Genomic DNA, 12948 nt, shown 5'->3' on the forward strand with positions numbered 1-12948 from the left:
CGCGTAGCAGCTGTCGAGTGCAACGAGGCTGCGTCGGCGGCCTCAAGCCCGAAGGTTTAATCATTGAGGAGGAAAGGATGTCAGCCTTGGTCGATCAGCTAGTCGCTCAGGTCATCGGCCTGGAAGTTGGGTTACTGAGCTGCCAGGCGCGCCTCGCCGCCGTCACGGACGACGAGGCCCTGCATGATCTGCGTACCACGGTGCGGCGCTTGCGCAGCCTGTTGCGGCCATTGCGCGGGTTGCCCGGTGTCGAGCAGCTCGAGGCGGCCGCCAGTGCCGTCGGCCAACTGACCACGCCATTTCGCGACCGCGAAGTGCTGGCGGCGTACCTCCACCAACACGGCCATCATGAGGCGGCCGAGCGGCGTATCCGGCAGCAGCCGGCCACCTACCGCTCGGTTGCACAAGGGCCTGATCTGGCGCAACTGCTGTTGATCCTCGAAGCATTCCCCCGCTTTATCCGCGCCTCCCAACGGCAGAAATTGCTCAAGGGCCTGCGCACGCGCATTGAAAAACGCCTGGCCAAGCAATGGAAGAAGCTCGGCGAAGCGCTGCACGACCCCAACCACGACCGTCATCGCCTGCGCCTGTTGATCAAGCGCGTGCGTTATGCGGCCGAGGCTTATCCCGAGCTGAACAAGCTACCGCCCAAAGCCATATCGCGTCTCAAGGCGGCCCAGGGCGCCCTGGGTGATTGGCACGATTGCTGGCAATGGCTGGCGCAAGCCGGGCACGAGCCCGATTTGCAGCCGTGCGTGCCTGGTTGGCACCGCACCATGGCCGAGGCGGAAGGGCAGGCGGATCGGGTTTTGGATAAGTTGAACGCCGACTGCTTCGCTTGACCCTGCGACCTATCTGTCCGGGATTTTGGCCGGAATAGGCGCTGCATGGTGTAGGCCGGCTGGTTAAGATCCCTCAACTCCTTTTTCAAGTTGAGACCGCCATGCGCTTTAGTGATTTACTCGACGCTGCCCGCAGCCACCCGTTGGACGTTTCGATCCCGGCCGAATGGGCCCAGGGCCGCGCCAGCTTTGGCGGGCTGGTTGCGGCGTTGGAGTACGAGGCCTTGCGGGCGAAAGTCCCGGCGGATCGCCCGTTGCGCTCACTGGCGATCACCTTTGTGGGGCCGGTGGCGCCGGATGTGCCGGCCCGCTACGAGGTCGAAGTGTTGCGCGAAGGCAAGGCCGTCAGCCAAGTGCTGGGACGTGTGGTGCAGAACGGTGAAACGATGACCCTGGTGCAGGCCAGTTTTGGCGCATCACGGCCTTCGCAGATTGACGTCGCCGCCGAACCGGCGCCCACCTTCAAGCATTGGGATGAATGCCAGGAGTTGCCCTACATCAAAGGCGTGACGCCGGAGTTCATGCGCCACCTGGCGATGCGCTGGAGCGTCGGTGGCCTGCCGTTCACCGGCAATACATCCCGGGAGATGGGCGGCTGGGTGCGCTTGCGTGGCGATGTAAAGGAAGAGCCGCTGACCGAAGCGCACATCCTCGCGCTGGTGGATGCGTGGCCACCGTCGGTGTTGCCGCACCTGAAACAACCGGCGGCCGGCAGCACCCTGACTTGGACCATCGAATTTGTCCAACCGCTGCAAAACCTGAGCACCCTGGACTGGTGCCAATACCTGGTCCACATCGAGCACGCCCGCGATGGCTATGGCCATGCGGCTGCGCAGTTGTGGAGCCCCGACGGCCAGTTGATCGCTATCAGCCGCCAGTCGGTGGTGGTGTTCGCCTGAGTCCTCAGACCAGCAAGTGTTGATCGCTGGAGGCGTCGCTGCCGCGTGCCTCCAGGCGGCGACCGTGATGCTGCAATCCAAGGGCTGCCAGAATGCCGACGATACCGATGGCGGCACTCGCCAGGTTCTCGCTGAACACGCCCGATGCCATCAACAGAAAACCGATGACCAGGAGTGGCAGCGCAATCAGCTGCAACACTTGATTGGTCCCGTGCTGGTGATTTTGCGGGTGGGTGCGCCATTGCCAGGCGGGGATATTCGGATGACGTTTGCCCATGATCGTGATTCCTCTGTCCGTTGAAACATCTTGAGCAGAGTTTAGGTCGGGCAGGGTGGGGCCGCGAATCAAGGATGGCTATGGGGGCCATAGCCATCTCTTCAGGGGTTAAAGCCGCAACTGGCCGATGGCCTTGCTCAGTTCCCCGGCCAGGGTTGCCAGCTCATTGCTGGTGGTCGCCGAGTCTACTGTCTGCTGCACGGTGTTTTCGGTGACGTCCCGAATGCTCACCACCGCTCGGTTCATTTCCTCGGCCACATGGCTTTGCTGCTCGGCAGCCACGGCAATCTGCGTGTTGCTCTCGCGCATCTGCGCCACCGCGCCGGTGATCTCGGCGAGGGCAATCCCGGCTTCTTGAGCCTGTTGCACACAGTCGTCGGCCTTGAACGAGCTTTCCTGCATGAAGTCCACCGCGTCCCGGGTGCCGGCTTGCAGGGCGGACACCATGCGGGTGATTTCATCGGTGGAGCTTTGCACCCGCTTGGCCAGGTTGCGCACTTCGTCGGCGACCACGGCAAAACCCCGGCCCATTTCGCCGGCGCGGGCGGCTTCGATGGCGGCGTTGAGGGCCAGCAGGTTGGTCTGTTCGGCAATGCTGTGAATCACCCCGACCACGCCGTTGATTTTCTGGCTGTCCTCGGCCAGCTTCTGGATCATTTCGGCGGTCTGCTGCACGCCGGTGGACAGCCCGGCAATCGAGCGCTGTACCCGGCTGACCACTTCCTGGCCGCTGCCGGCGAGAGTGTCAGCCGTCTGGGACAGGTCGCGGGTGGCGCCGGCGTGCTGGGCGATGTGGTAGACGGTGGCGGTCATCTCGTTGATCGCCGTGGCGGCCTGGTCGGTTTCGCTTTGCTGGCCGAGCATGCCGTGCTGCACCTCGTTCATGCTGCTGGCCAGGCGTGCGGCGCCGTCGTCCAGTTGCCTGGCGGTGCGCGCAACCGTGTTGACCACCCGTTGATAACCCGCCTGCATCGCGTTGAAGGCGCTGGCCATCTGCCCGACTTCATCCTTGCAGGCCAGGGGGACGCGGGCCGAGAGGTCGCCGGTTTTCTCGACGTGCAGCATCACGTCTTTCAAGGTGTTGAGCTGGCTGAGGAGAAAGCGGATCAGCAGCTGTGAGGCGCCGAGCATGGCCAGCATCAGAATCATCACCGCTACGGCGTAGTTGGCGAAGCGTTCTTCGAACACTTGGCTCAAGCTGGGCCCGTAGGCCAGCACGGCGACCTGTTGACCGTCGGCACGGCTGATTACTTCGGTGCCCATCAGCGGGTTTTTGCCGAGCAGTGGCATGTGATTGAAATCCACCCAGCCACTGGCGTTGGCCAGGGCTGACAGATCTTCGTCGCCCAGTTGTGGGACTTTGCCCCTGGCAAACGTCAGCCAGTGCTCGCCCTTGGGCAGTGGCTGGCCGGCGGGCCAGGCACCGAGCAAGCGCCCCTGGGCTTGCGCCGACGCCTGTGAGGCCTGGCTGCGGGCCTGTTGTTCGAGCTGCACGGCGTACAACACCAGCAGCAGGGTGGTGATGAAGGCGACCGCGTTCACGGCCCAGAATTTGTACTTCAGCGAGATGTTGCTAAGCCAGGCACCCATGGAAGGTTTTCTCTGATAGCGGAAACAGCATTGGCAAGGTGCCATTATTTTGCCGCTATCGGGATGCCGGGTTTTGATATGGGTCAATGCGCCGCGTCAATCCGGCACAGGCAATCCAAAAAAGGCGCGGGCACAGGCGGTGCTGTGTTGCGCCAGGTCTTCCACGGTTTCTTCGCGGTGCAACGCGACCTCCCGTAGGACTTCCGGTAAATAGGCGGGTTCGTTGCGACCGTTTTTCGGCTTGGGCCGCAGGGTGCGAGGCAGCAGGTAGGGCGCGTCGCTTTCCAGCATCAGGCGGCCCCGGGGGATTTCCCTGACCAGCGGATGCAGGTGCGTCCCACGGCGCTCGTCACAGATCCAGCCGGTGATGCCGATATGCAGGTCCAGGTCGAGGTAGCTGAACAGCGCCCGCTGCTCGCCGGTGAAGCAGTGCACCACGGCGGCCGACAGGTGATCGCGGTAGTCCCGCAGGATTTCCAGCAGGCGCTGGTTGGCGTCACGTTCGTGGAGGAATACCGGGAGCTTCAACTCCACGGCCAGGGCCAGGTGTTCTTCGAGGACTTTTTCCTGCTGGGGGCGCGGCGAGAAATCCCGGTTGAAATCCAGCCCGCATTCACCCACCGCACGCACGCGACTTTCCTTGAGCAGGCCGCGCAGGCGCCTGGCGCTTTCGGCGTTCCAGTCACTGGCAGAGTGGGGGTGAATGCCGGCGGTGGCGAACAGGCGTTGGCCACTTTCGTCCAGTTGCTGGCACAGCTCCAGGGCCTGTTCGCTGCCGTCGACACTGGTACCGGTGAGCACCAATTGGCTCACCCCGGCGGCGTAGGCACGGTCGAGAACGGCCTGGTGCTTTTCGTCGAAACTTGGGTTGGTCAGGTTGACGCCGATATCAATGAGTTGCATGGTGCTACCTCCGCCTGCGGTCGGAAAGCATATCAGAGCTGTAGATTTATAAGAAAAGCCAAGAACTACAACGAGTTAAAGCTGTCTTTGAAAGTCGCAAGTAACACCGTGTTTGGTTTGTCGCCATCTGCCGTGCCACCCTTGCGCCCAAAGCCTGCGCTCATGGCGCTCTGTTTCTGTCCCCCAACGCCTCGTTTTTCGCGAAGCAATGGGCAGTATTCTTTCTTCCGGAGAGCGGATGATCCGACCCTCGGCGTTGCTTGTGTTGTGCCTGACGTTACTGCTGCCCATGGCGGCGGTTGCGCGTCTGGACGGGCCGCTGGAAGTGACCCGGCCCGGCAAGGTCCGCGACCTTGCGGAAATCCGCAGCAGCCGCACCTTGCGGGTATTGGTCAACCAGAGCCGCAACAGTTCCGGCGAAGTCCAGGGCCAGGCCATCGGTGTTGAATACCATCGCCTGCGCGCTTTCGAGCAATACCTCAACGGTCACGCCCGTGACGGCGAGGAAATCAACCTCAAGATTATTCCCAAGGCCAAGGATCAGCTGATTGGCGCATTGGCCCGTGGCGAGGGCGACCTGGTGGCACCCGGCGAATTGCTGGATGTGAAGGCCGCCCACAAGATTGCCACCAGCGACCCGATCGCCAGCAACGTGCCGTTATGGCTGGTGGGGCTGAAGGGCGAGCGGCGGTTTACCCGGCTGGAGCAACTGTCCGGGCGCACGCTGGCCTTGACCACGGGCAGTGCCGCGTCGGATGCGATCAGCCAGGTCAACCAGAAGCTGGCGCTGCACAAATTGCCGCCGGTGAAGGTGGAATGGGTGGATCCGAGCCTCGCGGTAGAGGACGTGCTGGAGATGGTACAGGCCGGGATTTTCCACCTGACCATTGTCGAGCGGCCGATTGCCGAACGCTGGGCGAAGATCCTGCCCAAGCTGCGTTTCGACCGGCAAGTGACCATCAGCGAGCCGGGCGAAGAGTATTGGTTTGTGCGCCAGGATGCCTCGATGCTGCGGGCCAGTATTGATCGCTTCCTCAAGACCTACCGCACGCCGTCCGATCAGGATGTGGCGTTCCAGCGCATCTACCGCCGCCTCTACCAGGTACGTTATCCACTGGCTCGCGTCGACCGCCAGCGCCTGGAAAAACTGCGCCCGGTGCTGCAAAAGCATGCCCGCGAGCAGGGCATGGACTGGCTGAACCTGGCCGCGCTGGCGTTCAAGGAGTCTGCCCTGGACCCTGGCGCTCGCAGCAGCGGCGGCCCCACCGGGCTGATGCAGATCACGCCATCGGCGGCGCAGCGGGTCGGGGTGAACAACATCGAAAGCCTGGACAGCAATGTGCAGGCGGGCGCGCGGTACCTGGCGATGATCCGGCGCAAGTTCTTCTCAAGCCCCAAGCTCAACGAGCGCGAGCGCATGGCGTTTGTGCTGGCGGCCTACAACATGGGGCCCGAGCGGGTCCAGGGAATGCGTGCCGAGGCGCGGCGGCGGGGGCTTAACCCAAACCAATGGTTTTTCCAGGTCGAGCGCATTGCAATGGAGCAGGTGGGAATGAGCGGCGTCAGCTATGTTAATAGCGTGAACAAGTATTACCTGGCGTTTGATCGTGAGCGGGAGTCGTTGGAGCCGGCAGCGCCACGGGTTGCCTCACGTAAATAATCTATTAATTCGATAATTATGAGCCGCTTTATCGGCTTTTATCATTGTTTAAACTGATTAATATAGCGGCCAACCCAACCCCTACCTTGAAAAGGATTATCAGCATGAGCCCATTGATCACCCGCATCCTCTCCACCCGCGCCGGCTACGGCCTGACTGTCCTGCGGATTTTTGTCGGGATCATCTTCGCCGCCCACGGTTCGCAAAAACTCTTTGGCTGGTTTGGCGGCGGCGGCCTGGCGGGCACTGCCCAGTGGATGGAAAGTATCGGCCTGGCCCCAGGTACCCTGATGGCGGTGCTGTCCGGTGGTACCGAGTTCTTCGCCGGGCTGGCGCTGATCATTGGCTTGCTGGCACGGCCGGCGGCACTCGGCCTGTCGATCATTTCCCTGGTGGCGATTTTCTCGGTGCATATCCATAACGGTTTGTTCATGGCCAACAACGGCTACGAGTTCGCCCTGGCGCTGCTGGGCGGTACGCTGGCCGTGTTGTTGGAAGGTGCGGGCAAATTGTCCGCAGACCGCGCCATCACTCACTGATACCGCGACCCCCCCCTTAAAAGGCCCGCCCAGTGCGGGCCTTTTCGTTGCTCGGGATTCTTGACACCGCCCTACAGGCTTCTCTAGGATGTTGCCCATGCGCCGATTTAAACAGCTAATTGCGGGGCGCCACGGGTGACTGATCACAGTCCCGACAGAAGCCAGAGCCATGGGCCAGCTTCGAAATTCCGCTAAAGCGCTGGTTCGGTGTTGCCTCTCACCTGCCCGCAGACTTTTGAGGCAGAGACACGACACAATGAATGCACTACGCCCCCTCATACGCCTGGCCCCGATCACCGCGGACCTGACCCAACGCAATCCTAAAATCCTCTTGGGCGGCAAGCATCAGCCGACGTTGCTGCGCTATCTGGATGGCTGGCCGCGCCGCACGGGGCGGCCTTCGGCCTTTCTGATCCAGTTTGTCGAAGACGGCGACTCCCTTGCGCGCTTTGCGTCCAACAGCTTCGACCTGGCCGTCATTCAGGCACCCAGTGCCAGCGACGCGGGCGAAGTGATACGCCAACTGACCCGCATTGCCCGGCAAGGGCTGATCGCCCGGCGTTGAGCCCTCAGTAGAACGCTGCTGAAGGCAGGTGCCGGCGACGGCGACGCAGCAGGAAAATACCCCCCGCAATCAGGCACAGTATCAGCGGTACAGGCACGATATTGAGCAGCTTCACTTTGCGTTCCAGGGCGTGAACCTCGGCGTATGACTGGACCTTCAGCGCGTGAATTTCCATGGGGATTCGCAACCGCTCCTTGTTGAGCGCTTGCAGCAGTGTGTTGGAGGTTGCAGCCTGAGGGCCCGGGAAAATTGTCGGGGGGTTGAGCAGTTGCCATTCCTTTTCCGTTTGTTCCAGGCGTTGCGCCAGTTCGGCGGACTTCTCACCGTAGGCCAGTGCCGCGTCTTCGCGCATTGCCTGCAGCACCTGCAGTGATCGAGAACCGCCTGCGCGGGGGCGAATGTTCATCAGTGCATCGGGCGCCGCCAGGTTGTCCAGGGTGTTCAATACAAACATCGCGTTATCTGACAACGGGCCACCCGCCGCGCGATGCTTCTGGAGCATTCCAGACACACGATCGCTGAGCAGGTCAGTGTCGGCGACCACGACCACATGGATGTTCGCAGCCTTTTGCAAGCCGGTGTTACGCCCACTGATGCCGTCAGGAAAGGCGGAATAGGCGGGCCCTTCGACGCGGGCGGCGATCACCTGTTGTTGAGCGCGAGTGGCTGTTTCATTGATCAGTGAATTGAGCTGCGCTGGCAGGGCGAAGCGCTCTGCCTCAAACAGCGCGGCGTGCGCGGAGCTTTGCAGCAACGGGGTGAAGGTCATGCGGCTTCTCTTGGCAGGGGCCAGGGCGCCGCTGCTCAAGACGTTGACGTTGTGAAGTTTCCAGGCGCTGATGTCATCCTGTGCCATCGCCTGGCGGGGCAAGGTCAGTGCCGCGGGATGGCGCACAGGCGGCTGGCCCGTGGTCAGGATCACCGAAGTGGCATAGTCGCGATCGGCAATCACCTTGTTCGCGGGCATCTGGATGCCCCAGGCGGACAGCAATGCTTCCATCTTGGGGTTTTCCGGGGCCGTGACGCTGGTGTCCAGCCCGACAAGCGGGTCGGTAAACATCATCAACTTGCCTGCGCCCAATACAAACTGGTCTATTGCGTAGAGGGTTTGGTCAGGCAGGTTGCCGGGATGAATCACCATCAGGGTTTTGACGTGTTCAGGAATTTGCGCGATACCCGGCTCCAGGCTCACCACGTTGAACTGGCGACGGATCTCCTGCAACACCTGCCAGGGAGGCGTATTAACGCCGTTGCGTTCATCTCGCTCACCGTTTATTGGCAGCCGGGAGATCACGCCCACAATGGGTTGCTCGGGGTGGATCACCTTATGAATCAAATGGCTGATTTCATACTCCAGCAGTGACTCCCGGTCCGGGCTGAATGACGGGATGCTATGGGGCGCATGGCCCGCGCTGGTACCCACCAGGCCGAAGAATCCGTGTTGTTCGTCAAGTCCCAGTAACCTGGCTTTGTATTCATCTTCAGAAAAAGGGGTGGGGTCGATGAGGTGCAGGTTGATTTTGCCCTTTGCCGCTTTTTCATATTCCTTGAGCAACAGCTCTACCCGTTTAGCGTAGCTTTCAACGGCGTTGGCTTTGTGTGCACGGTTGCTTGAATTGAAGAAGTACAGATCCACCGGTCTTTCCAGTGAACCGAGCATAGTCTGTACAGGATCGGAAAGTGTATGGATGTTCTGTTCCGAAAAATCCAGCCGTGGATTTGGAAGTTTCAGTGCCCAGACCAGGTTAAAAGCGAGAAACAGTAACAGGAGCGTGATAATTGTGAGGCTGGCACTTAGTCGCGTTTTCATCGTGATGTGTCCCTCTCAACCGTTTCTTACATTCAGGACAATGACCGTCGCGCCAAGAAAGGCGATGATCATACTGATGAAGTACAAACTGTCTTGAAGAGCCAGTACCCCTTGGTCAATGGCGTCAAAACGCGCAGACGGGCTCAGGGAAAGAAGGCGGTCAATCAGCCATACCGGAACTTGATGTTCAATCGCATCAAGAATGGATGACAGGCCACTGGCGGTCAGCAGCAAGCACAGGGTTACGGTGAATATAATCGCGCGATGGTGTGTCAGTGCGCAGATAAAACAGCCCACGGATAGATAACATCCGGCCAATACCCAACTTCCCAGGTATTGTGACGCAATGACTGTATTGTCCGGATTGCCAAAATAGTTGACGGTGATAACTATCGGGAAGGTCAACAGCAGGGCCACGCCGGAAACAATCCAGGCCGCCAGAAACTTTCCGACCACTATCTCGAAACGTGTGACGGGCAGGGTTTTCAGGAACTCCATGGAACCGGTGGTGGGCTCGTCGGCCCAAAGCCGAGTGCATAGGACAGGTGTCAACAGTAAGTAGAGCCAGGGGTGCAACTGGAAGAAGCCCTGCAAGTCGGCACTGCCGACTTCCAGTAACCGGGTTGCATGGAAGCCAAATACAGCAGCGGCGGTCAGGAAAACCGCAGTGCTCAGGTAAGTGACGGGAGCCGAAAAATAACTGACCAGTTGACGCTTGAATATGACCGGGAGAAGTTTCAAATCGATGCCTCCTGGCTCATATGGTGCACAACGTCATCCAGGCGCCCGGCTTCCAGGTTCAGGGCATTGAGCTTCCAGCGGCGCTGGGTGACCAGTGCATTGATGTGGGGGTAGATGATTTGCCCCGGCAGGGCGAGTACGGTCACTGTGCCGGGAGTCTCGCGGTCTTCCTCGATGCCGGCGACCCCGGGCAATACCGCCAGGGCCAACAGGTCCAGCGGTGTGTCGGCTGCAAGGGTGACCGCCTGGTGATGACGGGAGCTGCGCTGCAGTTCGGGCACCGAAGTGTCTGCCACCAATCGGCCGTCGGCTATCACCAGTGCGCGGTTACAAATACCGGTCAGTTCTTCCGGCGCACGGGACGCGACAATGACCGTCATCTCGTCGCTGAGCGACTTGATGAGCATTCTGACTTTGTGTTTCTGGTCGGCATTCAGACCTCCTGTTGGCTCATCGAGCAACAGCAGGCTGGGGTCATGCAGGATTGCCTGGGCGATGGCTACCTTGCGTTTCAACCCGTCCGTGAGGGTTTCCACCGGGCTTTTGAGTATCCGCCACAACTCAAGCCGTGCAACTGCCCGGTCAATCATCTTGCGTTTTTCCGCGCCGCGGAATCCGCGTATTTCGGCAATGAAACCGAGAAAGGCCTTTACACTCATTGCACCATGGCTCAAGAGTCGCTCTGGCTGGTAGCCGGTGACTTTCTTTGCCTGGAATGCGTTCAGGGCGATATCGTTACCGAATATTTTTATATGACCTGAAGAGGGTGTAGTCGAGCCTGAGATCATTTTGATAATAGTTGTTTTTCCCGCACCATCATTTCCAAACAGCCCGAGGCATTCCTGGGGTTGGGCGTTGAATGAGAAGTCATGAATAATGTTTTTTCCGCCCATGGTTTTTGTCAGGCTCGTTATCTCGATCATTATGCTTTTCTACTGAATGGATATGGCAAGGCTGGATTAACCTGGGTGAACAGCAGGTTGTGAATGTTCGAAATTCAATGCTTGAAATCTTTTTATGTTGAAGCTTTTCCGACGTCGCACTGTTAAAAAATGGTACGTTCAATAAACGCTCTTGGAAATGCTGAGGGGGCTGAATAAGATAAGTCCTACATGCCAGACTATGACTCGCTGAAACAATTGTTTTGGTTTTGATGATTTAATTACAGTCGTTGTTTATTTGGTGTTTATTTAAAGTTTATGCCAATTTGAAATGGAGCCTGATGTCATGCTGCTTCTACGTACCCTTGTTCTTGAACAGTCCGGGCATGATGCACCGGTCAATGGTGCACTGCTTTGTGGTTTTGCGGTGGCGCAGATCTCTTCAAACTTTCTTGCCTACAGTCTGGATGAAGAAACAGAGCCCGGTAGTTCACGGGTGTACATCGCAGCGTTGCGCAAAAAGTCCGAACGTTACTTTCTGGGGGCGATAGACTCCAAGGAAGACCTGCAAATAGCGACCCATGTCTTCAAGCAAATCCTGACGCTCGCGGCTGCTCCCGGGGCAAAATCTGCAAGCAGTGGCGAAACTCAGATTCCCTTTCATTTTGTTGATTTGAAAGGCTGCAAATTGCCCCCGGCCAGGCCTGAAGATCATCACTCGTTGACGATCAAGAAATCCCTGGTGATGAAGGTGATTACCCTGGGAACGTCGGCGCCCGGTTTGCCCGCGATTGAAAGCAACACGTTGATCGTGCCGTCGATTCGTTTCTCCTCAAGAATGGTGTCTGCTCCCAGGTCCCCCGATCCTTCAGAGCCTGCGCGGTCATTGCCCGAGCCGGTGACGCAGGCGCCCGAGGCTGAGCTCGAGATATCCGAGCCGCTCGTTGAGGCGCCACTACAGGCACCGATCGAGGCGCCTGCTGTCGCTGCGCCACTGCCGGCGCCCATAGTCCAACAACCTGAACCGGTCCCCCAGGCGCCGCCGCCCATGCCTGCCCGGAATGAGTCATCCTCGTTGTTTGAAGTGGACGATACGCTGGCCAATCTTTCCCGATTGTCACAGGAGCTGACGCAGCAAAAGCTCAGCGTGCTCAAGCAGGAAGAAGCGCTTGATCAGTTGCGTCTCGAACTGCGCCAGGAAAAGGCTGACCTTGAGCAGGAGAGTCAGCGGAGTGCCGATAGGATTGCCGAAAAGGAAACGTCCCTGGAACAGTTGGCCCGCACGCTGGCCCTCCGGGAGGAGCATCTGGCTGGCAGCTCGGCGCTGAACCAGACAGAGCAGCGTCGAATGGACGAGCGTGCGCGCTACCTGGAGAGCCAGGAAGCCCAGTTGCATGACCGTGACCTTGCGGTGCGCCTCAAGGAGCAACAGCTGACGGCTGCGCTGTTCCAGTTGCCTGTCCTGCGGGACAACCTGAGGGTTACGCTTCAATCCCTGGATGAGTCACTTGCATGGCTTGGCGAGAACGGGCGCGGCCAGCCTGAATGCGGCCCGACCCAGACGGAGGCTGACTGATACGCGTCGTTGCCGGAATCCGCCGGTGGGTCTGGCTACTTTCCCGAGTTCATTTATCATCGACCCCCACAGCCGACATCGGGCGTTAAATGCGTTGTGCCTGATGCGGCAGCGGGTCTGAAAAATGCAAACTTCCAGGGGATGTAGAGCTTTTGAGCACCAAGCTGATTACCAAAGAAGGTCATGAGGCCCTGAAAAAGGAGCTTGATTACCTGTGGCGAGAAAAGCGCCCTGATACCACCCGCAAAGTGACGTGGGCGGCCTCCCTGGGGGACAGGAGCGAAAACGCCGACTACCAGTACAACAAGAAGCTGCTGCGGGAAATTGATCGTCGGGTGCGTTATTTACGCAAGCGCCTGGAAGACATGCGCGTGGTCGAGTACATGCCCGAGCAGGAAGGGAAGGTGTTTTTCGGCGCCTGGGTGGAGATTGAAAACGAACAGGGCGAGACCAAGCGGTTTCGCATCGTGGGGTACGACGAGATCTATGAGCGTATGGACTACATCTCCATCGACTCACCCATGGCCCGGGCACTGTTGCGCAAGGAAGTGGATGACGAGGCGCTCGTGCAGACCCCGAGTGGCGAAGTGTGCTGGTGGATCACCGCTATCGAATATGTGAAGTGACAACGGATGGCCCGTACGCATGAACGCGTGCGGGCCATT

At 59.5% G+C, this 12948-nt stretch carries 12 protein-coding genes and 1 pseudogene; 7 read left to right on the top strand and 6 right to left on the bottom strand.

From position 1 onward, the window contains the following. The first annotated feature begins 77 nt into the window (after positions 1-77). Both JV201_RS08580 and JV201_RS08585 read left to right on the top strand, forming a co-directional pair. Positions 78-842: a CHAD domain-containing protein gene (locus tag JV201_RS08580; protein WP_102368434.1), complete on the top strand. Its 765-nt coding sequence runs from the start codon at positions 78-80 to the stop codon at positions 840-842. Between the two features lie 101 nt (positions 843-943). Then, on the top strand, positions 944-1741 hold the full coding sequence (locus JV201_RS08585) for an acyl-CoA thioesterase II (RefSeq protein WP_008437738.1): 798 nt from the start codon (positions 944-946) through the stop codon (positions 1739-1741). Positions 1742-1760: 19 nt separating this feature from the next. Here the strand turns inward: JV201_RS08585 and JV201_RS08590 are convergent. The 3 genes and pseudogenes from JV201_RS08590 to JV201_RS08600 all read right to left on the bottom strand — a co-directional run. Continuing rightward, positions 1761-2018, bottom strand: a pseudogene (locus tag JV201_RS08590) (terminase); the annotation flags it as partial. A gap of 108 nt (positions 2019-2126) precedes the next feature. Further along, positions 2127-3608 (bottom strand): methyl-accepting chemotaxis protein, encoded by a 1482-nt coding sequence (locus JV201_RS08595; RefSeq protein ID WP_219406743.1) that lies wholly within the window; start codon positions 3606-3608, stop codon positions 2127-2129. A gap of 96 nt (positions 3609-3704) precedes the next feature. Continuing rightward, positions 3705-4511, bottom strand: a complete 807-nt coding sequence (locus JV201_RS08600) for a TatD family hydrolase (protein ID WP_003218739.1) — start codon at positions 4509-4511, stop codon at positions 3705-3707. 238 nt (positions 4512-4749) lie between these two features. Between JV201_RS08600 and JV201_RS08605 the strand changes: the two genes are divergently transcribed. From JV201_RS08605 to JV201_RS08615, 3 genes are all read left to right on the top strand, one after another. After that, positions 4750-6171 (top strand): transglycosylase SLT domain-containing protein, encoded by a 1422-nt coding sequence (locus tag JV201_RS08605; RefSeq protein ID WP_219406744.1) that lies wholly within the window; start codon positions 4750-4752, stop codon positions 6169-6171. Positions 6172-6275: 104 nt separating this feature from the next. Further along, positions 6276-6710, top strand: coding sequence for a DoxX family protein (locus JV201_RS08610; RefSeq protein ID WP_003218737.1), 435 nt, complete (start codon positions 6276-6278; stop codon positions 6708-6710). 256 nt (positions 6711-6966) lie between these two features. Then, the gene (locus JV201_RS08615; RefSeq protein ID WP_003218736.1) at positions 6967-7275 is read left to right on the top strand and encodes a hypothetical protein; all 309 of its coding nucleotides are present in this window, start codon (positions 6967-6969) and stop codon (positions 7273-7275) included. 4 nt (positions 7276-7279) lie between these two features. Here JV201_RS08615 and JV201_RS08620 read toward each other — a convergent pair whose 3' ends face one another. Genes JV201_RS08620 through JV201_RS08630 form a run of 3 tightly spaced genes read right to left on the bottom strand, consistent with a single transcriptional unit; the run spans position 7280 to position 10749 of the window. Further along, positions 7280-9085 carry a Gldg family protein gene (locus tag JV201_RS08620; RefSeq protein ID WP_219406745.1) on the bottom strand — a complete coding sequence of 602 codons (1806 nt, stop codon included), beginning with the start codon at positions 9083-9085 and terminating at the stop codon, positions 7280-7282. A 15-nt stretch (positions 9086-9100) separates the two neighbouring features. Continuing rightward, positions 9101-9826, bottom strand: a complete 726-nt coding sequence (locus JV201_RS08625) for an ABC transporter permease (RefSeq protein WP_219406746.1) — start codon at positions 9824-9826, stop codon at positions 9101-9103. Next, on the bottom strand, positions 9823-10749 hold the full coding sequence (locus tag JV201_RS08630; RefSeq protein WP_219406747.1) for an ABC transporter ATP-binding protein: 927 nt from the start codon (positions 10747-10749) through the stop codon (positions 9823-9825). The genes JV201_RS08625 and JV201_RS08630 overlap by 4 nt, the downstream gene beginning before the upstream one ends. A gap of 304 nt (positions 10750-11053) precedes the next feature. On the opposite strand from JV201_RS08630, the gene JV201_RS08635 reads away from it, so the two are divergent. Both JV201_RS08635 and greB read left to right on the top strand, forming a co-directional pair. After that, positions 11054-12283, top strand: a complete 1230-nt coding sequence (locus JV201_RS08635; protein ID WP_219406748.1) for a hypothetical protein — start codon at positions 11054-11056, stop codon at positions 12281-12283. Positions 12284-12435: 152 nt separating this feature from the next. Beyond that, positions 12436-12909, top strand: coding sequence for a transcription elongation factor GreB (greB, locus tag JV201_RS08640; protein WP_008437752.1), 474 nt, complete (start codon positions 12436-12438; stop codon positions 12907-12909). Positions 12910-12948: the final 39 nt, after the last annotated feature.

The sequence above is a fragment of the Pseudomonas sp. Colony2 genome, from assembly GCF_019382755.1.
Lineage (GTDB): Bacteria > Pseudomonadota > Gammaproteobacteria > Pseudomonadales > Pseudomonadaceae > Aquipseudomonas.

Excerpts from the sequence above, each read along its gene's own strand:
- JV201_RS08580 (WP_102368434.1), top strand. The coding sequence starts at position 78 with ATGTCAGCCTTGGTCGATCAGCTAGTCGCTCAGGTCATCGGCCTGGAA.
- JV201_RS08585 (WP_008437738.1), top strand. The coding sequence starts at position 944 with ATGCGCTTTAGTGATTTACTCGACGCTGCCCGCAGCCACCCGTTGGAC.
- JV201_RS08595 (WP_219406743.1), bottom strand. The coding sequence starts at position 3,608 with ATGGGTGCCTGGCTTAGCAACATCTCGCTGAAGTACAAATTCTGGGCC.
- JV201_RS08600 (WP_003218739.1), bottom strand. The coding sequence starts at position 4,511 with ATGCAACTCATTGATATCGGCGTCAACCTGACCAACCCAAGTTTCGAC.
- JV201_RS08605 (WP_219406744.1), top strand. The coding sequence starts at position 4,750 with ATGATCCGACCCTCGGCGTTGCTTGTGTTGTGCCTGACGTTACTGCTG.
- JV201_RS08610 (WP_003218737.1), top strand. The coding sequence starts at position 6,276 with ATGAGCCCATTGATCACCCGCATCCTCTCCACCCGCGCCGGCTACGGC.
- JV201_RS08615 (WP_003218736.1), top strand. The coding sequence starts at position 6,967 with ATGAATGCACTACGCCCCCTCATACGCCTGGCCCCGATCACCGCGGAC.
- JV201_RS08620 (WP_219406745.1), bottom strand. The coding sequence starts at position 9,085 with ATGAAAACGCGACTAAGTGCCAGCCTCACAATTATCACGCTCCTGTTA.
- JV201_RS08630 (WP_219406747.1), bottom strand. The coding sequence starts at position 10,749 with ATGATCGAGATAACGAGCCTGACAAAAACCATGGGCGGAAAAAACATT.
- JV201_RS08635 (WP_219406748.1), top strand. The coding sequence starts at position 11,054 with ATGCTGCTTCTACGTACCCTTGTTCTTGAACAGTCCGGGCATGATGCA.